This is a genomic window from Cellvibrio sp. PSBB006 (assembly GCF_002162135.1).
Lineage (GTDB): Bacteria > Pseudomonadota > Gammaproteobacteria > Pseudomonadales > Cellvibrionaceae > Cellvibrio.
In genome coordinates this window covers 836,972-859,829 of sequence record NZ_CP021382.1, presented here as the reverse complement: position 1 = coordinate 859,829, position 22,858 = coordinate 836,972, and the positions used below count along the sequence as shown (strand labels likewise).

At 51.7% G+C, this 22,858-nt stretch carries 13 protein-coding genes; 8 read left to right on the top strand and 5 right to left on the bottom strand.

Going from position 1 to position 22,858, the window contains the following annotated elements:
• Position 1 precedes the first annotated feature (1 nt).
• From CBR65_RS03550 to CBR65_RS03535, 4 genes are read left to right on the top strand one after another with little or no spacing between them, the layout of a single operon-like run.
• Positions 2 to 1,477 (top strand): hypothetical protein, encoded by a 1,476-nt coding sequence (locus CBR65_RS03550; protein WP_087465573.1) that lies wholly within the window; start codon positions 2 to 4, stop codon positions 1,475 to 1,477.
• Positions 1,474 to 3,468, top strand: coding sequence for an ATP-binding protein (locus CBR65_RS03545; protein WP_087465572.1), 1,995 nt, complete (start codon positions 1,474 to 1,476; stop codon positions 3,466 to 3,468). Before CBR65_RS03550 ends, CBR65_RS03545 begins: the two co-directional genes overlap by 4 nt.
• Positions 3,469 to 3,480: 12 nt before the next feature.
• Positions 3,481 to 7,134 (top strand): DUF4157 domain-containing protein, encoded by a 3,654-nt coding sequence (locus tag CBR65_RS03540; protein WP_087465571.1) that lies wholly within the window; start codon positions 3,481 to 3,483, stop codon positions 7,132 to 7,134.
• A complete protein-coding gene (locus CBR65_RS03535; RefSeq protein ID WP_087465570.1) occupies positions 7,135 to 8,097 on the top strand; it encodes a lipopolysaccharide assembly protein LapB in 963 nt (320 codons plus the stop codon).
• Here the strand turns inward: CBR65_RS03535 and CBR65_RS03530 are convergent.
• Both CBR65_RS03530 and CBR65_RS03525 read right to left on the bottom strand, forming a co-directional pair.
• Positions 8,094 to 8,507: a putative quinol monooxygenase gene (locus CBR65_RS03530; protein WP_087465569.1), complete on the bottom strand. Its 414-nt coding sequence runs from the start codon at positions 8,505 to 8,507 to the stop codon at positions 8,094 to 8,096. The genes CBR65_RS03535 and CBR65_RS03530 overlap by 4 nt on opposite strands.
• 32 nt (positions 8,508 to 8,539) lie before the next feature.
• Positions 8,540 to 8,992, bottom strand: a complete 453-nt coding sequence (locus CBR65_RS03525; protein WP_198300867.1) for a DUF1330 domain-containing protein — start codon at positions 8,990 to 8,992, stop codon at positions 8,540 to 8,542.
• Between the two features lie 95 nt (positions 8,993 to 9,087).
• Between CBR65_RS03525 and CBR65_RS03520 the strand changes: the two genes are divergently transcribed.
• Positions 9,088 to 10,041, top strand: coding sequence for a LysR family transcriptional regulator (locus tag CBR65_RS03520; protein WP_087465567.1), 954 nt, complete (start codon positions 9,088 to 9,090; stop codon positions 10,039 to 10,041).
• A 101-nt stretch (positions 10,042 to 10,142) separates the two neighbouring features.
• Positions 10,143 to 10,697 carry a DUF1566 domain-containing protein gene (locus CBR65_RS03515; protein WP_157671962.1) on the top strand — a complete coding sequence of 185 codons (555 nt, stop codon included), beginning with the start codon at positions 10,143 to 10,145 and terminating at the stop codon, positions 10,695 to 10,697.
• Positions 10,698 to 10,715: 18 nt separating this feature from the next.
• On the opposite strand, the gene CBR65_RS03510 is transcribed toward CBR65_RS03515, so the two are convergent.
• Together CBR65_RS03510 and CBR65_RS03505 are read right to left on the bottom strand one after the other, a co-directional pair.
• A complete protein-coding gene (locus tag CBR65_RS03510; RefSeq protein ID WP_087465565.1) occupies positions 10,716 to 12,614 on the bottom strand; it encodes a TonB-dependent siderophore receptor in 1,899 nt (632 codons plus the stop codon).
• A gap of 180 nt (positions 12,615 to 12,794) precedes the next feature.
• On the bottom strand, positions 12,795 to 18,347 hold the full coding sequence (locus CBR65_RS03505; RefSeq protein ID WP_087465564.1) for a discoidin domain-containing protein: 5,553 nt from the start codon (positions 18,345 to 18,347) through the stop codon (positions 12,795 to 12,797).
• 227 nt (positions 18,348 to 18,574) lie between these two features.
• Here CBR65_RS03505 and CBR65_RS21975 point away from each other — a divergent pair, with 227 nt between their 5' ends.
• Positions 18,575 to 18,925 (top strand): hypothetical protein, encoded by a 351-nt coding sequence (locus CBR65_RS21975; RefSeq protein WP_157671961.1) that lies wholly within the window; start codon positions 18,575 to 18,577, stop codon positions 18,923 to 18,925.
• 116 nt (positions 18,926 to 19,041) lie between these two features.
• On the opposite strand, the gene CBR65_RS03495 is transcribed toward CBR65_RS21975, so the two are convergent.
• Entirely contained in the window at positions 19,042 to 21,510 is a 2,469-nt protein-coding gene (locus CBR65_RS03495) for a TonB-dependent receptor (RefSeq protein ID WP_087465562.1), read from the bottom strand.
• 342 nt (positions 21,511 to 21,852) lie between these two features.
• Between CBR65_RS03495 and CBR65_RS03490 the strand changes: the two genes are divergently transcribed.
• Positions 21,853 to 22,833, top strand: coding sequence for an IS110 family transposase (locus tag CBR65_RS03490; protein WP_087465561.1), 981 nt, complete (start codon positions 21,853 to 21,855; stop codon positions 22,831 to 22,833).
• Positions 22,834 to 22,858 lie beyond the last annotated feature (25 nt).

The following is a 22,858-nucleotide window of genomic DNA, read 5'->3' as shown; positions in this document are numbered from 1 at the left end:
AATGGACCATAGCAGTGTTGCCATTCAACGTATGACGCTAAGCGGAGCAACGCATCACCGCGAAGCGCTGCTGCAATCCCTGGACGCGCAATCCTGGCCGGGAGAGGATGACGAAAAGTTGATGGTAATCCGGCGGATTGATGTACGTGGACCCTGGTGGCAGTTGGGTGCAGATGCTGCCGCCATTGCTCGACAGATGACGGCCAGTGCTGTGCATATTTCACAGCCGGGCGCTCAGGTGGCAGACGTTATCTATTTTCACCATCGCACTGAGCAAGTGATTTATTTTTGTCTGGATCTTCTACGCAATACCTACCAGCATTGGTATTGGCAACCATTTATTCGTTCCGCATCAACTCCCGCCGCTATATTGCGTCATCTGTTTCAGGAAAACCTGTTTGATTTGCCCGACATTTTGTTTCAGCTGAATCGCGCGCAATGTTTCCCTGCGTTGATCAAAATCCTGGGGGCTGACAATGTTCGCGATATCTATCGGGATTTATGTCGTATCACACAATGGAACAGTGTCCCGGAAAAGACAATAAAAGACGGGGCGTTAACGCAAGAACATGTCGCTGTTGAAACTAAAAAAATCCTCAGTGAATGGAGCAATACGTTGGCCGCGCTCAAACATGATGCATCGGCTGATCCCCCCGTTATCTCATTAGTTGCATTGATCTGTGCCTGGAAAAGCTATCCACATAAATTAACAGATGGAGATTTCTCAAGGCGCTGGGAAAACGGGTTTCGTGAAGCTATCTATAACGTTAAAAAACCCGCTGACGATCAATATATCGCGCAGCACGATGCTCCATCTATTAAGACGAGCGAAGATGACATTCCCACAAATAAACATGAAAACCGCGAGAGCGATCCTGATACCCGTATATCCAAACAATCGCATCAGGTTTTGTACGCCGATACTGAAATTTCATCCAGGTTATCAAGTGATTCCACTGAAACAACGCCGTTGACGGATAGTCACATTTACCTGACCCAATACGGCGGAATTTTTTTCCTGATTAACGCATTGTTAGTCACCAGATGTACTGAAGATATTCAGGAAAGCCGGGTATCCCCATGGCAGCTCATCCAGCACATGGCGCACATGCTGGGGTGCGGCAAAGATGCAGGTTTGACAGATTTTCTGGAAAGCCAATTGACAACGCCCGAAGAAGAGGGCGCTTTACGATTTGCATCGGAACTTGCTGAAAAGCTGACGCCGCAAGTGATACATCGCTTTCATCAACACCTGCAATGGGATGCAGATTTTTTTCTTTTAAAAGCGCATATCGAACAACGCCTGCCTTATATCAACGTGTATTTCCATGTGTCGTCGATACAACTGCCGTTACGCTTACTGGGGTTGGATATCAATCCGGGGTGGCAACCCTGGCTGGGGCAGGTGATCAAGTATCACTATGTCACTGATCCGGATCTCCTACCATTAAACTCCCTACGAGAGCAAAATCCATGAACAGCAATGTCAGGATTTCAGCAATACCGGCGCAGTATGCGCGCCCAAAACAGGAATCGTTTTTTTCGTTGTGGATTCTGGCAGGTATCAGTGACTTCGGCAGGGCGCGGCTCGAATCACCATCGATCACATTTACGCAATCGGAGCACGCGCAACAATTAGCAACCCATTGGCAGCTTTCACGTTATGACTGGGCAGCTATTCGTTCACATACCCGCATCCCGCACCTGACGTTATCCGAACCGCTGCAACAGATGCTCAAGGATTATCAGCTTAGCCTGGCTGATATTTTTTTACTCGGTTTGTGCGGCGAAGTGGAAAATAGTCACTGGCTCAACCTGGCATTCGCGGAATTACAAACGCCGGATCAGCATCCGCGCCCGCGCGTGCACCTTGTGTGTGAATTATTGAATGATTTATTTGATGCGGATGTCACACCGATTGATCTTGTTAATCACCCCTTGGTGAGTGCAGGCATTCTCCAGGTGGTGGGTGATGAACCCTGGCCCTTGCGCCATCTACAAGTCGATGGACTATTGTGGTCATTACTGACGGGTGCGACGGTAATCTGGCCAAGTACCAAACAGCTTGTCGGTGATGAGCCTTTGGTGCCTGACGCCTTGCAACAACCGCTGGCGATTCTCGCGCAACATATTCGGTTAGGTCGCGCTCACACGATTGTATTGCGCGGCGCGCGTGCCACCGCTATCCATGTCGCCAGAGAGTTGGCCCGTTATTTGAATATTCAACCGATAAAAATCGCACCGGAATTGTGGGCGCGTGACAAAGCATTGCACCTCGCCGCCACCTACGGCAAATGGCTTCCGGTTATTGAACCGGTGCTCGGTCCGGGCGAGATTTATCAACTACCCGATGCCGCCGCCATGGCGCAAGTGGTGATCTGTGGCCATGAAGGTATTGTGCAGGGGCGCGCATCGGTTGAGTTGGATATTCCCGGATTTTCATTGCAAGAGCGGCAGATGTTGTGGCAGAGCTATTTGTCATCGCCAGATCTTGCGCAGGAGTTGGCGGAATCGTCCTTGATCGATGGTGCAAGTATTCAGACGCTGTCGCACATGGCACAAACCCAGGCAGCCCGTGAACAGCTACCACTTAAGCGCCAGCACATTCTGGACTCGCGTCTTCACCTGGGGAATCATCGGTTACGTCAATTAGCACAACCGGTGTTGCGCCAGGTGGATAGCAACGCGCTGGTGTTACCGGCGGGCGTGGATCAACAATTAAACCAGTTAATCCAGCGTTGTAAAAAACGCGAAACCTTATGGCAGGATTTAGGTTGCACAGCCCAGGCGTCAGTAAACCTTGGCATTCGCGTGTTATTTTCCGGCGAAAGTGGAACGGGGAAAACATTGGCTGCCAGTTATATTGCAACGCAACTTGGCGCTCCCTTGTATCGGGTAGACCTGGCATCGGTGATGAATAAATACATCGGTGAGACAGAAAAAAATCTTGGTCTGTTGTTAGATGAAGCAGCCGCGAGTGACACGATATTGCTATTGGATGAGGCTGATGCGTTGTTCGGAAAACGCACTGATACCGGTGGAGCCGGTGATCGCTTTGCCAATATGTTGACCAATTATTTACTCACTCGTATCGAAACCCATCCGGGCATTGCCATCCTGACCAGTAACGGTCGATCCCGTATTGATTCAGCATTTACCCGCCGTCTGGATGCCATTATCGAATTTATACCGCCGGCAGCCGCCGAGCGTTACCTGATTTGGCAATCCCATCTCGGCGCGCGAAATCCCGGTGATCAATTTTGCCAACTGCTAGCCAGCTACTCCGAATTGCCTGGTGGATTTATTCGCAACGCCGTGCTCACAGCTGCAACACACATCAATAGCGCGGAAAATCAAACAATCCCGCCTGGTATTTTGTTGCGCGCATTGATGGATGAATATCGCAAACTGGGTAAAGCCATCCCCACCAAACTTGAACATCTGGCGCAGTCATTGGCAGCACAGTAAAGGACGCCGACCATGGCAACACTTGCACAAAAAAAGCGTTCGGGAAAATCCGGTGGCCACGATAATAAAACGGCCCACCGCCAGGCTGAAGAGAAAAAAGATTCGGCAGCGCAGCGCAAGGTGATGCGTTCAGCCTACCTGCAAACCAAGATGGCTGTCAGCACGCCGGGCGATACCCAGGAACAGGAAGCCGACCGCGTGGCCGATGAAGTCAGCCGCATGCCAAAAGGTGTAGCACGCGTGGCCGACGAAACAGCACCACCGGGTTCATCCCAACCAGAAAATAATGCAGAGCAACCACAATCCCTGCAAACAAAAATTTCCCGAATGGGCGAAGAACCGGAAACTGCGCGCACCAAATTGTGCCGCGACAACCTTGAAGAAGCCAACCCAAAGTTAATGCGCAGCGAAGAAGAGGACACTACCGCGCAAGCAAAGCTCCATCGACAGGAAGAAGAACCCACCAATACGGAAACTGATGCTGAAGCGGCATCGCCCGAAACACCCGTCGTCGCCGACGAAACCGAACAAAAAATTGAATCCCTGCGCGGCCAGGGAAATCCCATGGCCGACGATATTCGCCAGGAAATGGAAGGCAAGCTGCACGCCGACTTCTCCCGCGTCTCCATACACACCAGCGGCGACGCCGATGCGCTATGCAAACAACTCAGCGCACGCGCCTTCACAGTAGGCAACGACATCTTCTTCGCCGCCGGCGAATACGCGCCTACGACAGAAGCTGGGAGGAAACTGCTTGCTCATGAGTTGACGCATGTTGTGCAGCAGCAAAAAGGGGTCAGCAGGAAGATATATCGCACGAATGGAACATCAGGTAGCCATTCTCCTCCGCCAGGGGTAACGCCTATTGAACCGGAACAAAGTTCCGGCCCTTTTGAATTTTCAAAGGAAGGAAAGAGATATAAATACATAGCGACGCCATCACCTAAACAGCTCCATATGCCGGAAGTCAGGATTCCAAATTTTAAAAGAAGGCACAGGGCGCTTCATACAGTCCCGGTTTCCCGGGAGGCCCATGCCCGCCCAACAGACCAGAGAACCAAGTGGGGGGATCACTTTAGTCCGCTCATGGATTCCAAAGTTGAAGACAAAATTAACGAGGCTAGAAGAAGAGGTGGCGTTTCCGACGCAGGTGGAGAGGAAATATATTTTTTTAAGGGAACGAGAAATCCTCAACTGATGCTTTTTGGTAACAGAGCTCAGTTAAAAGAAAAAGCGATATTTCCATTCTGGGACGCAAGACAGCAAGTTCGATCCTTTCAGGTTGATCATTGTAGGGAGGATCAACTCGGCGGCGAAAACGATATAACAAATTACGAACTATTGGATGCCGGTGCGAATGGTAGTTCGGGTTCACAAATATCAAGACAGATTAGCAATGAGATAAGCGAAGCAGTTTCTGTTTTTACGAGTCCTTACTATCGAGGTGTGATAGGTGGTGGAAGTGCAAGAATTTCTGCTAATACATCTCGTATTAGAGATAACTATACAATTCAATTTAATCTGGTTCGTTATGACTTGGGTGATGTAGAGAATTCAGATAGATATTGGTCAACAACCCAGTTCAATCAAGGTCAACATTTAAATCAATTCACGGCGCTCACCGATAGAGAACTAACACGGTTTGGAGATCCCAGGCGACCTTTACTTTATACCTCACCTAATGGCGGGATTGGAGTAAGGGCCCCACAGACTGCTGGTCAGACCGTTGAGATTTGGCCAAGGGTCGAAACAAGCAGCGCGTTGACCGTGGACGCAAACGATGAAAATCATGCAACCTTGACGGTAGATGCATACAAGAGCAGCGATAATCGTTCGCTTCAGGCATCTTATTCTGGCCTTACATTTCACTTTCGTCCCGTTCCGGGAATGGAGAATGCTGGCACATATAAATGCTGGGCACTGGATAAACGTCCGACATTGACAGGTGCTCGCAACATGGGGTCTGGTGGTGTGTTTCAGAGCCTCAGATTACCAGGTTTAAGCCCGGTCAGGATTGATGAGCTTGATATAGACCCCGCCAGAGGGTTTGTTGGAGGAGGAAAATTACTACCATCCATTCCCATATTATCGGATGCTGATATTGATTTGGTTATCGACGGTAGTGATGTTCGTTTGCAGAAGACATTTGATTTCGAAGAAATTGATATTCCTGCTCCCTTTGAAATTCAGCAATCATCTATTACAGCATTCATGGGGTCTCGTGGGCTTGGTGTAGATGGGTTGTTGAAATTCGGAATTACTAATATCGGTGACGGAGAGATACAAGCCAGTTTGTCAACCGAACAAGGCTTTGCATTAAATGGTCAATTCTCATTTGATGAGCGTATTTTCGGCGAAGGCACCACAGCCCAGGTCCGCATGGGCTACGCCAACGAACAATGGAGCATGGGCGGCACCATTACAATTCCGGAAGGAAAAGTACCAGGCGTTACCTCGGCAACCATTGATGTCAATTATTCCGAAGGTGACGGTTTTTCCGCGCGCGGTGACGCAACGCTGGATATTCCCGGTGTTGAAAGCGGCACGATTGAAATTACACAATCGGAAGAAGCCGGCTTTTCCATTGGAGGCACATTTAATTTGTCACCGGACGCTCCCGGTATCCGCGGTGGTTCTATCAGTGTCACGCTGAGTGAACGACCTGATGGTACCGGTTATGCGCTCAGTGCAACCGGTGAAGCGCAACCGGATATTCCGGGGATCAATTCAAACCTCATCGTCAGCTACAACGACGGCGCCTTCACCGCCGAAATCGAAGCCGATTATTCGCGCGGTATGTTATCCGGTCGCGTCAATGCCGGTGTTACGAATCGCAGCGTGAGCGAAGATGGTCAAACACTTACGGAAACCGCCGAGCCAGATAATCCCTTGATTGTTTACGGCGGCGGTTCGCTTTCCTTGCAACTCGCGCCCTGGTTACAAGCAACAGCCGGTATACAGTTTTCACCAAACGGTGAAATTACTGTAACCGGTGAAATTGGTTTGCCCGATGAGTTGGAAATTTTTGCGCGGCGCGAAATCAATAAATCTATTTTCAATATTGCCGTGCAGGCGCCAATTTTTCCCGGCATTGTGGCGGAGATCGGTGGCGGGTTGAGTGCTACGGCGGGTATTGGTCCCGGCGTTATTGATCAATTACGCCTCGGTGTGACTTACAACCCGGACCACGAAGAAGATACGCATATCACTGGCGATGCGCATTTAAATATTCCTGCGAATGCCGGTTTGCGTTTATCGGTGCGCGCGGGCATCGGTTTGGGTATTACCGGTGCCAGCGCAACCGGCGGCCTGGATATCGGTGGCACATTGGGTATTGAAGGCGCAGCAGAAGCCGGTGTGCATGTGGACTGGACGCCGGCTACCGGTCTGGATATCGAAGCGGAAGTGGCGGTGCATGCACAACCGAGTTTTACATTTGATATCGGTGGCTATGTCAGTGTGCGCGCGTTGGGCTTCAGTGTTTACGACGAGCGTTGGGAATTTGCGTCTTATACCTTCGGCTCCGACTATCGTTTCGGTATTCGACTGCCGATTCATTATCGCGAAGGTGAACCCTTTGATATTTCACTGGACGATGTTGAGTTTGAAGTGCCGGATATCGATACCAATCAATTACTACGTGGACTTGTTGCGAGGATTGCCTAAATGAATACAGCCATTGAACAAATCAAAGCCGGTGTAGAAGCGCATTTAAATGGCAACCTGAGAGCAGCAGAGTCTGCTTACCTGGCTGCGCTAACGGTGGATTCGGAGAATGCGACTGCCCATAATAATTTGGGGTTTATTTATGGTCAGTGCCAACGTTGGGATGAAGCGCTGTTACATTTACGCATGGCACTGGATTTAAACCCGGATCTATCCATGGCTCACAGTAATCTTGGTCAGGTGTTGATGAACCTGGGGTCGGCAGAAGAGGGGATGGCACACCTCGAAAAGGCGGTGGATATTGCCCCGGATAACCTGCAAGCCTGGGACAACCTCGGACGATTCTGTTTGCATGCAGGAAATTTTCAGCGCGCTGAATACAGTTGGTTGCGTGCGCTGGCAATTCGTCCGCACACTGCACATTTAATGGTGCGACTGGGAACGGCTATCGCGGCCCAAGGCCGGGTTGACGAAGCGATTGAACTCTATCAACAAGTTTTGCAGCAAAATCCTGCTGACGTAGATGCATGGGCGCAATTAGGCGTCTGCTATTTTTTACGCAAGGACTTTGGTAGTTGCCAGAATGCATTAGAACGTGCACTACACATTAAACCGGATGATCATATTGCCTTGCGTCATCTCGGATTGGTCCACATAGCCCTGGGTGCCAAGCAACGCGCGGAGGCGGCTTTTGCAAAACTGTTGCGTCATTACCCGGAAGACCGGGAGACATCCCTGGACCTCGCGGTGCTGCAATTATCGCTGGACAATCCAGCTACGGCACTGGCAAAACTGGAACAACTCTATGCAAACGATGCTACCAACGAACGCATTCGATTTTATTTAGCGCTTGCTTTACGCGCTTGCGGTGAACCAGCAAGAGCGGCTGATTATTTGATGGAGATCGCCGGTGCAAATGGACTCTATGCGCAAAAGGCCAGGCAGATGTTGGAGGTTCACTAGCGCTCATCTTGAGCAGGGGCGGGTTTAATACCCAGGTTGGGAATCAATGCATCGCCATCAATCAGTTCAAGGTGTTTCACCATGGCTTGAGTGCCGACTTTGTACTTTAAAAAATGAGGGCTTTTAATGTGCGCTTGATAAGCCTCCTGATCGGCGTAGATCTCTAAAATGGTCAGGTGGTTTGGCCGATTTTTTTCAAACACTGCATACAGGGTCAATACCCCCGGCTCAAGCCGTATGGAATCTTCAATCTCTTTCTTGAGCGCTTTTTTGTAATCATCCAACTGCGCCGGATCAATCTCCAGGCGAGAGAGCCGCACCAGCTGTTCGGACGCCGATTGTGTGAATGCGCTAAAAACCAATATCAATAAAAAAGTAATGCTTTTTAGCAGGTTCATATTAAGTCTCATGGATATCTCCTGGTATTCAAAATGTAAGAGGTTCAGTGCGAGTTTTGTGTATTAAGCGGCAGCGATACCCCTTCCACAAAATAAACTGTTGCTGTGGCGGATTTCTGACGAATCGGAATGAGGGATTGATAACGCTCGGAGTAATACCAGGCTTTGGCTTGTTCGAGGCTGTCAAAGGCGATAATCACCATTCGCTTATCCTGTTTGCCTTCCAGCGATGTAATTTTGCCTCCGCGCACCATATAACGTCCGCCATAAGGTTGAAAGCTGGCAGTAACCTGGGCGCTATAGGGCTTTATCCCCTCGGTATCGGTCACCTCAAACTCAGAGATGTAATAGGCCAGCCCTTTGGTCTCAGTTACGTCTAATGCGTACGCAGTAATTGAACTGTTCAAGATGCCCGCAAGCACGAATGTCAAAAGTGTTTTCATCGCTAAATTCCAGAGTGATAGCTGCCGGGTGAGTCGGCTGATAATAATCCACATTATTAGAAACCATAAGTCGATGATTGGTTGATGATTGCATAACCTAAGGTTGATAATGAGCGGCACTCCCTAACCAACCTTAAAGGCGCTCTACTATGAGCTCATCTAAACGTGTACGGGCAATCCTGTCATTTATCCAGGCAGCAGATGCGGGGAGCTTCGCCGCTGCGGCGCGGGTATTGGGAATTAGCTCGGCGGCAGTCAGTAAAAATGTGGCAAGCCTGGAGCAGAGTTTGGGTGTGCGTTTGATGAACCGAACAACGCGCACACTTAGCCTGACAGATGAGGGGGCTGCTTTCCTGGAGCAGGCGCGCATTGCCTTGGCTGCCCTGGATACTGCAGTCGAAGCGGTGGCCTCCCGCCAACAGGCGCCAAGTGGGCGTATTCGTATTGCAAGTAGTGTTGCTTTTGGTCGCGAGCAAATCATGCCGATATTGCCGGGTCTATTAGCGCGGTATCCAGAATTGTCAGTGGAAGTAGATTTTGATGATCGCATGATTGACTTTGTGCAGGAGGGTTACGATATCGCCGTCAGAGGTGGCGTGATTACCGATTCGGCGCTGATATCACGCCCTATCTGCCGTCTGAATATGGTGCTGGTGGCGACGCCAGCCTATTTGTCCCAGCGCGGTATTCCTCGTACCCCACAAGATCTTGTTCGTCATAAATTAATTGCCCGAAAATTTTTAGGAGGACGATTATCACCATGGAATTTTCACACCGCTGATGGCGGTTCGACTTCCATTGATCCATGTGCCGCTGTGCTGACACTCTCCGAGCCCGAGTCGCTGGTGCGGGCGGCGCTGGCCGGTATCGGTATTGCACAAGTTGGTGTGCATCACGCATGGGCGCATCTGGTGTCAGGTGATTTGAATGTGTTGTTGCCTGGCATCCACAATCCGGGCAGCTATGAGCTGGTCATGCAGTATCCCCACCGTGCATTGATTGCTCCACGTGTGCGAGTGACCCTGGATTACTTACTCAATGCGTTTGCCGAAGATAAAAGGCTGCACATTCCACTGAGCGACCTAAATACATTTAGTGTTTAAATAGCAGTAACCATTTGCTTGGGTTATGATTTCTTGCAGTCAATTATCACATCGGACTATCAATCATGAAAAAAATTAGCGCTACAAAACAGGCTGTTGTCATGGCTGCAATGGTTATTACTGTAATACCGCAGTATCTGTTCGCCGATACGGAGAAAAAGGTGTCAGCAGATTTTTATATTTCATTGAGTGCTGAGGGTGAGCCGACATCAACCGCAGCGCGCTGCCTGCAAGATCATCAAACCAGTTTGGTATGGGAATTAAAAGCAGACGACGACAGTCTGCACGATAAAGATAAAATTTTTCGTTGGGGTGGTGTGGGTGCTGATAAGGTCGGGAGCATTGCTTTTGATGATTGGAATGCGTTGGTAAAAGCAGCTAATAACGATACGTTATGTGGCTTCACCGATTGGCGTGTGCCAACCATTGATGAGTTAAAGCAGTTGTATAGCTTGCAGCAGTCTTCCGAAATAAAGCCGTATTTTTCTAATACTCTAGCCTCACCTTACTGGTCAGTTTCCGCTTACGAAAAATATCCGGAGCATGCGCAGACCGTACATTTCGGTAACGGGGTTTCTTATTATTACAACGGCTATCGCGGCAATCCTTTGCCGGTGCATCTGGTACGCGGCAATAAGCAGGATTCACCGCAATAGCCGGTGTCATTACATTATTTAATTAGCCAACTGCCAGCGCAAACCCACTCGCCACAATACACCGGGAGCAGGGAAGCCAACGGCAGTTTGATATTCCTCGTCCAGCACATTTTCCAGCGTGAAATTCGCTTTCACCACCTCGTTGATATTCCAGAATACATTCGCATCCACGCGATGATATTCATCCAGTTTCTCAAACACGGTGTCGCCGGTGTGTTGGCTGCTGGCGAATTGTTCGTCGACCCATTGGTAATCCACTGACGTATTCCAGCTGTCATTCACTTGCCAGTTTACCGTTACACCGGCGCGGGCTTGTGGACGGCCGGTGAGGATGGAGACGCTGTCTTTCACATCAATATCCGTATAGGTCGCATGAGTGCGTACACCGACGCGGCCATCGATGCTTTGCCACTGGGCTTGCCATTCCACGCCGCTGGTGTCGACGCGATCGCGGTTGACGTTGGTAAATAATTCGCTGTCGAAATCGATGGCGTCGCGGTAGGCGTTGTCAAAATAATTTACGCTGCTAAATAGTTGATCATTCACTTGCCATTCAATGCCCACATCCCAACTTTCCGCTTTTTCCGGTTGCAATGCCGGGTTGCCGACCAAGGGATGACCTAACGCAAAAAAGCTCGGCAATTTGTAGCCTTCGCCGAAGCTTGAACGCAGGGTTACTGCATCGGTAAGCGCAAAACGTAAACCGACTTTGGTAGACGTCTGGCTGTCAAAATTTTCCGGGTCGTCGTAGCGCACACTGCCTTGTAACAACAAGCGTTCGTTAACTTGTGCATTCAGATCGACAAAACCGCTGTCGGTGGTGCGTTCAAGAGAGAAGTCGGTGGGGAAGGGGAAGCCGATATCGAGATAACCGCGACTGTCGCCATCTTCTTTACGCTGTTCTACGCCGAGGTTAGCCCAGAATTTTCCTTGCTGACCGAGGGTGTTAATCCAGGACATTTGATCGCGCGTGAATTCAGTCTGCGCGCCGTTGGCGGGCACGGCCATATAAGGTGCAATGCCGGGTGATTCGTAATCTTCTTCACGCTGATAGCGTGTTGCTTGTACCTGGCTTTTCCAGAATTCCGTGACCTGATATTGCCAGGTAAGTGCGGCGCTTTCGTCGGTGTAATCGGTGAAATCCAGGTCGGGTGATGTTGCAAACAAAGGACCGCCACTTTGTTCAGGATAACTACTGCGCTCGCCGTCAAAATAACGGTAACTTACGGCAATATAATGCGCGTCGTTGGGTTGCCAACCTAAACGCAGGTTGGCTTCGTTGTCTTCTGCTTCACTGCCTTCCACCGGCTCGCCGCTATCGCGTGCGCGGAATTGCAGTGAGTAATCGAATTGTTCGGTTTTACCGGACGCGCCTAAACCGATTTGTTGATAGCCTTCATCGCCGCCGGCAGCAGACAGGGTTTGCTGATGACCCTCCTGCGGGCGCAAGGTAATAATATTGATTACGCCAGCCAAAGCATCGGCGCCGTAAATTGCTGATTGTGGACCACTCACAATTTCAATGCGCTCGATGGAATCCACATTGATGTTGCCAAGATCAAATGCACCGCCGCGTGTATTGCCGGGATCGTTCATGGCAACACCGTCAACCATCACCATGGTGTAGTTGGATTCACCGCCGCGAATCGAGGCAACAGTTAAACCACCGGGACCGCCCTGACGCTCGACGAGAACGCCCGGAACCGTTTGTAAAACATCAGCAAGATTGGTTTTGTTAAGTTGGGTAATTGTCGCGCGATCAATCACACTGACAGTCGATGACACTTGCGTCGTTGTGAGCGGGCTATAGGTGCCAGTCACAATGAGTTGTTCCTGTAATGGTTCCTGGAGCTGTTGGGCATACAGTGGTGCTGACGCCATGGTCAGGGCAATGGGCAGCAGTGGCGAAAATCTCATAATGCGTCTCTTCACTCGTTAAGGGTATGTCTGCAGTCATATGGCGCGCTGCGACAAAATTTTTTGCAGCGGCGTGGAGTGTAATGGATGTTGAAGGGAATGGTCACCCCTTCTTTCGTTAAGAAAAGAAGGGGGACATTGTTGTGAGAACTTCAGGTTTTTTTGCGGGCTATCGGCGGATTAATCCGCCGATGTCCATTCAATAGCCTTGCGAATCATCTCGATCATTTTTGGATCAGAGAAGTTGGCATCCACGTGGCCCATGGCAGTGTAAAACGCACGACCGGCGCCCACGGTATTTTTGAAGATCACAGGATGATCTTCCACTGGATAATTCGAGTTGTAACTTGAACGATCCAGATTGGCGAGTACTTCAATGTTACCCACATTGCGTGGATTATCTCGCCAGAAATACCACTCATCACCGATAGTCCATTCGCTGCCGATGTGATTAACCAGCACGTCACCGGGCTGCTCGATCTCCACGCGCGCTTGCGGGATACCATCACCGTGGTGAATAAATTCAGCTCCGCCCAGCAGCGTATCGGTATACCAGGTCCAATCGTGTTCGGTGTCGGCCGCCGAATGTAATCCGACAAAACCGCCGCCGTTTTCGATGTAGGAACGGAAGGCCGTTTCCTGGCTGGTATTGAAGATATCGCCGGTGGTGTTCATAAATACGATGGTGCTGTATTGCGCCAGGTTGGCGGTGGTGAACAGGCTGGAATCTTCACTAAAGGTGATATCGAAACCGTAGGTGTCGGCAATATCCTGCACCATAGCGTTACCGGCCTCGATCGAACCGTGGCGGAAGCCGGAGGTTTTGGAGAACACCAGCACATTGGGGCAGTTGTCGCCGCAGCTGACCGTAAATTCACGGGTACGCGGAATACCGACTTCGTTACCGCCATCATCCAACAGGCTGACGCGCAGGGTGTGGCGACCGGTGGGCAAGATGCCGAGGTTCACTGGCGTCAGACTGGCTAAAGTCACCGGCGCATTGCCGTCCAATGAGTAGCGGTAACTACCACCGCTGGACAACCAGCTGCTGTCGGTAATGCTGACCTGCAAGCTGACATTCTGATCTTCCGCAATGGCTTGGCCGGCACTGGGTGACACGACGTTGATAAAGGCCACACCCGCGTCGGCGGGGATGCCGTATATATCCACGTCATACAGCGAGTAACCGTAACCCGTACCGCGCTGGGTACCGTAGATGCGGATATAACGGCCTTGTTGGCCATCCAGCGCAAGATCCACCACGCCGCCAATGCCATTGTCGGTTTCGTAGATGGTCTGCCAGCTACCGCCCGTTGCAGAGATCTGGATGCTGTAGGCCCGCGCATAGGCGCCCTCCCAATCCAGGCGCATACGGCTCAGGTAAACGCTTTCGCCCATATCGGCCTGCAAGTACTGCGGGTCAGCGGATTCGCTTTCCCAACGGGTGGCGCGGTTGCCATCGAAGCCGCCAGCAGCTGTATTACCACCGACTGAAGTTGACGCGCTACTGCCGACCGGGATGAGTTTGGCCGGGGCAGGGGTGTCTGGCGTACTGCCGCCGGATTCCCGCACCGAGAAGCTGGCCGAACTGCTGGTGCCCACGGTCTGGCCCTGATTGTTGACGAGTGTGACCTGCACGCTGTGGTTACCGACTGACAACGCGCCCAGGTTCACGGGGTTGCCATTAGTGACAGTCACCGCAGCGCCGCCATCCAGCGAGTAGCGATAACGACCACCATCGGCAAACCAGTCACTGTCGGAGATCGCTACTTGCAGGTTCACCGCTGTGCCTTGCTGATACTGCTGGCCCGCTGCCGGTGCGGTGATGCTGATTTGCGGTGTCGGCGTTGGGTCGGTGCCGCCCGGTTCAGTACCCCAGACTTGGAATTCCCACAGCGAATAGCCCCAGGGCGTTGCGCGTGCAGTACCGGTCAGGCGCACGTAGCGGCCCTGGCCATTCACGATTAAATCATCTGTACCGCCATTGCCGGTGGTGGTGTTATAGATTTGCGTCCAGCTGCTGCCGTTGTCGGAAACCTCAATACGGTAGCCGCTGCCGTAGGCCCCTTCCCATTCCAGCAGGATGCGGGTGATGGTCATGCTTTCACCCAGATCAATCTGGATAAATTGGTTGTCGCTGTGGGCGCTGCTCCAACGGGTATTCATATTGCCATCCACCGCGTTGCTGCCCACGTAATCGCCCTCAATGTCGGACGTAGTGACCGTCTTACCGGTGGACAATAACTCAGGTTCTGCCGGTGCACCCGGGTCAACCGTAAACTGCACGGTTCGGGCGGTGCCGGTTAAGGCGCCGGACGCATTCAGCAGTTGCACCTGAACACTGTGCTGGCCGACCGCCAGGGCACCCAGGCTGATGGTGGTGCCGCTGATCACTTCCACCGGATTATTGCTGTCCAGGATGTAGCGGAAACTGCCGCCATTGCTGAACCAGTTTGCATCAGAAATACCTACCTGCAGGTTTACTGGCTGACCTTGGGTATAAGTCTGCCCGGCGGTGGGCGCTAGTACATTAATGGTCGGCGTAGGTGCGGAGGTGCCGCCCCAGACTTCAAACTCAAACAATGAATAGCCCCACACGGTAGCGCGCTGGGTGCCGGTGAGGCGGATATAACGGTAGGTGCCTGACAAGTCGTCAAAGGTTTCTGTACCGCCGGTGCCATTGGTCCGGGTCACGATGTTGGACCAGGTGTTGCCGTCGGTTGAACCTTCAATCACATAGGCACTGCCGTAGGCTGCTTCCCAGGTCAGCACAATGCGGTTGATGCGGTAGGCGGCTTCCAGGTCGATACGAATCCACTGCGGATCTTCAAACTCGCTGCCCCAGCGCGTCGTTGCACTTCCGTCCACGGCACTTTGGCCAGTGAAACCGCCTTCGTAGCTGGAGACTGTCACGGGTTTGTTGAGCGACAGCAATTCTTCGCCCACAGGTTCTTCCGGCTCATCGCCCGACAAACTGTCGATCCACTGTTCCAATACCTGGATGTATTCGCCATGCTCTAGGGCGCGGCCAATGGGTGGCATACGGTCATTCGGGTCGACGCTCTTATCGCGGATGTAAAGGATAGATTCCTCCGGTGCGCCGGCCGCGACTACCTTGGCATTATCAATACCGTAATCGTTCAGGTAATTACGAATACCGGTGGTGTTGGCGTTGACGATTTGCATCTGGTTCAGCGGCGTGTTGTAGCGCGCATCCCATTGCGAACCGCCTTTACCGACACCGTGGCAGTGGGCGCAGTTAGCGTCGATGTAGGACTTCACGCGTTGCTCCAGTGAGGCGCTGGTATCGGAGATATCCACCATCTTGTCGAAGCCCGAGACCTGGCTGTTGGTAAACGCGGGGCTGAACAGGTTGCGGTTGTTCCAATGGACCAACTGGTTCTGCGTGCCCGCACCGGGGTAGGCGAAGTTCTTGTTCAACTGCCGCGTGCTGAGGCCCAGAATCTTGCTGGATTCAGCATTGTGGCAATCGGTACATTCCGTCGGGCTCGGGTAAGCCCAGGTTTGCGTCCAGGTGGAGCCGTCTGCGGCGGTGATATTGATGTTCTCCGTCGCACCGGCCATCAGCAGGTCAGCATCGCTGTTGTCCGCGCGCCATTTGTAGGTCACACCGTAAATATTGCCATCGGCCTGCACCACAATCAGCCGGGTTTCCAGGCGTTTGGTCTGGGCCGGGTTGTTAGCGTTCAAAGGCAATTCGAAATGTTTAACCGCGACAGTGCCTTGCGGATAGGTCCAGTTATCCCGCGCGTGCCAGTTAATCGTTTTGTCAGCGGGGATGGAGATCCAGCGCAGTTTGTCGGCGCGGTCGGACCAAAGTTTGGCGTTGGGCTCAAACGGCAAGAGGTTTTCGCTCGGTGTCATATTGGCGGTGTTGCTGAACACGCCGGTTTGTGACAGCAGGCGCGGTACGCCGGTAAATTGCGTATCCAGCGTGTGCGGCATATTCAGGTAAGCGAACTCGGTCAGCTCTTCCGGTGGTTCTTCATCGCCACCGGCGAAGATTTCGAATTCATAAATGGAATGACCGTAGCCCGTGCCACGCTCAGTGCCGGTCAGGCGAATGAAGCGGTATTCGGTGGTCGAGTCGATCAAGTGAAACTCGGTTCCGCCGTGGCCGTCGGTGTTGTTCACCAGCACATCCCAATTAGTGCCATCCATAGAACCTTCAATCACGTAACGCGAGCTGTAGGCATTTTCCCAGGTAATGACAATGCTGCCGATGGTGGATGCCTGTTGCAGTTCAATATTGAGTGTTTGCGGATCAGACGCGGCACTTTCCCACCGGGTCTCCGGGTCGCCATCCACCGCGTAGGCCGCGAGGTTGCCGCCGACGGCAGAGGTTGCGCTTGCGGTGCTGCCCACAGAAATATTGGTGCCGTTATCTCGATCGCCGATGTGGTCAAAGCGATAGAGTGCGCCGCCACCGTAGGGCTCTTTATCACAGCAGCCGGAACCCCACTGCAACACGTAAAGCTGATGGGTGCGTGGGTCCAGTTCTGCATCAATCGCGCCCTGGAAGCCGTTGGTGTTGAGCGGCATGGGTTCAGCAATGGGCGGATTGTTGTTGGCGGTCAGGTCAATGGTGAAGAAACGGCTGCTGTTGAAATCCCAGAAGATCAACTTGCCGTTGTAATACGCTGGCAATTTGAAATCGTGGTCGACGCTTTCATTAAAGCGATACACCGGGCCAGACATGGTCGCCTGGTGGCGAATGGTCCACAGCGCCGATTTGGACGGGGGCAGGTTAGTGGCCCCGGTGTTGAGGTTGTAATTGTTGACAATATTGTTGGGGTTGAAACCGGCATAAGGCTGGTTGTAGCCGATGATATACGGCCAGCCGAAGTTGCCTGCTTCGCGAATCTCATTGATCTCATCCAGCCCGCCGGGGCCCTCGGCGCTATCCGCAGACGCGTCCGGGCCGATGTCGCCGACATACAAATAACCGGTCAGCGGGTCGATGTTAAGGCGGAAGGGATTACGAAAACCCATGGCATAAATTTCCGGCCGATGGGTTGCATCGCCGGTAAATAAATTGCCTGCCGGAATCGTGTAGCCACCGGCGGCGGTCGGTCTGATACGCAATACCTTGCCGCGCAGATCGTTGGTGTTACCGGACGTTTGTTGCGCAGCCGGCTGGAAATAACCACCGGCGGCCTTGTTATCACCGGTGGTGATGATCAGGTTGCCAGCAGTATCAAATTGCAATGCGCCGCCCATGTGCCCGTGAGCTTCATCACCGGTTTGCCATTCGAGCAGGATGCTCTCTGAATTTAAATTCAGCGTGTTGTTCGCGTTCACCGTATAGCGCGATACCCTTGTGAGACTGCCGGGCGCGGTGTATTGGAAATAAATATAACCGTTGCTGGTGAAGTCGGGGTCGAGCGCTACGCTCAACAAACCATCTTCAAATTCACAGCGGACATTGGGCACCGTCGAGGTCTGTGAAGCCACGCCGCCATCGAGATTCCACGCGTAAAACGCGCCGCATTTTCCGACCACAAACGCGCGACCATCTTGGGAGATCTCAAATTCCATCGGCAAGTCCAGACCTTCCGCGACAACATGCCGTTGAAAGTCGGTGCTTACCGGTGCTTGCGCAAATGCCGTTGTTGCGGCGAGCAGGTTGAAAACAAGAACGGATAGTAACCAGCGTGCATAGCGATCAATACTATTGCTTCGCCCACGCCAGAGCGTCTTCAGAGAGTTCATCGATGTTCTCCATTGTTATTATGTGGATGATTATTATGTGGATGCAGAGTTTGTACACACCACGGTTGTTGGTGAAACGAATGGATGAGAGCCATCCCGCCACCGTTTTTCGTGAGGTAAATCACAGATCCTTTAAAAAACAACTCCTTGAACGTCAGTTGAGCAACCGATATGGTGAAAGTCAGGAGGTTTTTATTTTCTCGGGCAAGTTAACCTGACTTATTCTCATGAAATCACAATCGCCAACCAATAACCGCGAAATCCCCACAACTTCATTCCCGCTTATCGCAACAGAAGCCCCTTTTATCGCAAGCGCTGGCTTGACGAGTAACAGCACGAAACGACGTAACGAAAAGAGAAATAAAAATCGATTGATGCGTGACCGGAAGAACGCAGAAGGTTATTGCAAACATGCTGTTTATCGTTATGTTTTCTGCACGCGGAATAAACTCACTGTCAACGGTGACTGGACTATAACTGAGGTACTAGTCGATCATCCAGTAACAGTTAACGCTGAGCGAAAGGTGGGAATTGGCAGTAGTGAAGTAAAGTGGGAAGCAAGGAAAACCGGCGTGTAGCGGCGATAAAAATACTGCGCTATTCCCTTGTTTCCCACACCAAACAAAAAGTGGGACACCTACAAAACCGTAGGTCGGATTAGCGCAGCGTAATCCGACACTGGTCAATCAATTACCTAAAAATCATACTTCGCCTTAACCCCCCAGGTAATCCCCCGCGCACGATAGGCCACGTCTTTTGCCGCGCCACCAAACAACTCTTTTTCCGTCGGTGCGTATTCAGAGTCATATTCCGTATCAAAACAATTCTTGCACCACAACTGGAATTCAAGGTTATCCGCCAATTGCAGCGCTATGCTCGAATCCACCAGGTTGACGGACTCCTGCACATCCTGACCATCCAGCCACCAGTAACGATCACCGGAATAGTTGTAATCCACGCGAGTGATCAGGGTTTTATCGCGACCAAAGGGTAATTCATGTAGTAAAAACAGATTGGCAGTCTGATGTGCAAAGTTGGGCAAGTGTTCGCCTTCAAACTGGTGATCAAAGGCTTCGCGCGTACCGGCGGGTAACTTTACGCTGTTGGCGGTACGTGCCAATAATTCGGATTCCATTCGATTAAAGATTTCATCATCAAATTCAACGATTTCAGAATCCATCCAGCCGAAACCGGCACCGGCAGTCAATGTCTCAGTCACCGCAAGATCAATGGTGCCTTCGATGCCGTAAATCGTACTTTCCGGAATGTTGTAAAGACTTTGCACAAAGGTGTTGCCATCGAACTCAAATTGCTGCGCGTTTTGGTAATCCTGATAAAAAATCGCTGAGCTTGCGCGGAGGCGACCATCCAGCAGTGTGGTTTTGAAACCGAATTCAAAGCTGTCGAGCGTTTCTTTGTCGTAAGTGTCAGTCAGCAGTGCGCCGGAGGCATTGAAACCGCCGCTGCGGAAACCGCGTGCATAAGTGGTATATAAACTCCAGTCTTCATTCGGTGTATAAACCAGGGACGCTTTGGGTTGAAACGCATCAAACGTTTCTTCAAGTTTTAAACCGGCAGGCGCACAATTTTCCGGATCGGCATCTGAATCGCAGGCGCCGACACCCGCGCCGTTGGTATCAACAGTGGGGCCATCAATGCGCGTGACTTCGCGCCGGTCTTCGTCGTAACGCGCTGCCAAGGTCAGCGTGAACACATCGGACAATTGATAATCGGTGCTGGCGAATAATGCCCAGGCGGTATTGTCCTGTTCATTCTGGGTCGCGTTGATTAATCCGTTGCACGTGAAGTCCGTAACACTCGGGCCGCCGGCGTAGGCGGGTGTGCAATTAAACGGCGCACCATTAGGTGTTTCCCAGGTTGCGCGAATCGTGTCAGCGCGATCCGTCAACAAGACATAAGCACCGGCGACGTAACTCAAACGATCACGTTCGCCTGAAAAACGCGCTTCGGATGACAGGGTTTCCACATCGTAATATTGATCGCTGCCGACAAAATTGCCCGCGAGCTGGTCGGCCATCTGCGCACTAAAAAATGCCTGATCCACGGGATCATCCAATTGCGCAATAAATTCTTCGACAAAGGGTTGGGTGAAAAACAAGACATTCCCGGTGCGATCATTGCCGCGCACTTCACCGGCAACACCGTAACGTTCGTTGGTGTCGGTGTGGTTGGTGATCCAGGAAAACTCCGTGTTATCGAATGCGTGTTTGAAAATCACGGTGTGGCTATCGATACCGCGAATCGCAACGGGGTTGCCGTTGGAATTGATCGGAAACTCATAGGTTTCTTCAGGATTACTTTCCAGGCGATAAATATTGCGGTACCACATAGCCCCGGATTCAAGATTATTTTCTGAATAACGATAATCCAAGGAGGTAAATTCCGAGGGATCCCACAATAATTGCACGCGGAAATCTTCGTTATCTTCAAAATCCATATAGGAATCTGATGGCGCATCACCACTTACACCACGGCTGTTGCGTTCAAGCACACGCTCAAGGTATTCGTTTTCGATGGTGCCATCAAAAGTGCGTTGGTTGCCGGCCACACGAAAGAATAAGTCATCTGCCAGTGGCCCGGAGAAGGATGCAGAGACCTCTTTCAAACCGCCACTGCCGGTGCCGATATTCACCTTGCCGGTAAAATCATCGCCCGGTTTTTTGGACGTAATAATCAGCGCGCCGCCCAGTGCATTTCGCCCATAGAGTGCACCTTGCGGGCCTTTTAATAATTCTATTTGCTCCACATCGTAATAAGACTGCGACACTTCAGAGGCACTGCCGACCTGAACGCCATCAACAACGACCGCCACGGCAGGCTCCGAATTGCGCACTGAAGAAATCCCGCGCACGATAATAAACGTGGACGTAGGACTAAGTGATTCCACAATAGACACGTTGGGCATACGCATCGTGATATCGCGCGCTGCACTGATGTTGGCGCGCTCAACGGTTTCGCCGGAAAGCACGGCCACCGTGTCCGGTACGGTTTGCAGGTTTTCGGTTTTTTTACGCGCCGTGACCAACACTTCTTCCAGTGCATATTTACCCGGTTGGGCATTGGCTGCGTGGATTAAACCGCCAATACTGGCAGCGGCGATGAGTTGTGAAAGCACTATTGAAAGTTTTTTTTGACGTAGCATGGTCTTCCCTTTAGAGGTTTATTGTTATCTTGAATGGAAAGCCAGACTACACCTGAGTGTGTAATGCAGTTTGTAACGTTTGCGCTAATTTTTGGTGGATTTTCGGCAATTGGGCGTGAAAACATTTGTCGGATTACGCTGCGCTAATCCGACCTTGTATCTCTCTGAAGAAGTTGATTAGCTACCAACTTCAACACCCGAGCCGGGTGAATGCGTATTCGACCTGAGGGAAACACCCTGTGCTGTAGATAGCATCCCCGGCTTGTTCTTCGATGAAAAATTGAATGGTATCCGAGCGCCTGATGTATCAGTGACGCTGCATAGACAAGGGTAATTTCAGAGATGACGAGTATCGTTGGTATTGATGTCAGTAAAGCTAAGATGGATGTGTTGTGGCTCAAAGACCGTGAGAGCGGCAAGGTTAAATCGAAAGTCTTCCCCAATGATCGGGCTGGCCATATGGCCCTGGTCGCCTGGCTTGATAAACATATTGCCCAACCACGGGAAGATATCCAGGTGGTGATGGAAGCCACCGGGGTTTATCACGAAGCGCTGGCCTATTGGCTATTTGAGCAAGGGTTGAAGGTGAGTGTGGTGAATCCGGCCTATGTGCGCGACTTTGCCCGGAGCCTGGGCAGTGTTCACAAGACGGACAAGAAAGACAGTGTCGTTCTGGCGTTATACGGTGTGCGAGCTTGTCCGGGTTTATGGCAGCCGGAACCGCAAAGTATTCGGGAATTAAAGGCCCTGCTGGCCCGGTTAGAGGCGCTGGAGACGGATTTGCAGCGGGAATTAAATCGTCAGGAAAAGGCGCAGATCAGCCAGGCCTCAACGATTGTTCTGGAATCATTGGGCAAGATGATTGTGGAATTACAACGGGAGCGGGATCGGGTGGATCAGGAGATAGACGACCACATTGACCGTCACCCGGATTTGAAAAATGACGTGGCGTTACTAAAAAGTATTCCCGGTGTAGGCCGGGTGGTATCGCGTCTGATGCTGTCGGTCATCCGCAGCCGGGACTTCAAGGCGGCGAGTGAATGCGCGGCGTTTGTCGGGGTTATTCCCGCTCTGCGTGAATCGGGCATCTTGCGTGGGCGCAGCTTTCTGAGCAAGAAAGGCTCGCCGAAGGTGCGGGCGAAATTGTATATGGCGGCCATTGTAGCGGGTCAATATAACCCCACGATCAAAGCGCAACAGGACCGCCTGATCCGCAACGGCAAAACAAGGATGCAGGCGCTGGGGGCGGCGATGCGTAAGTTGGTGCACCTGTGTTTCGGTGTGCTCAAGCATCAAACAGCATACTCACCACAAGCGGCCTGATGGGTTGCTTGTGGTGGTATCGGAG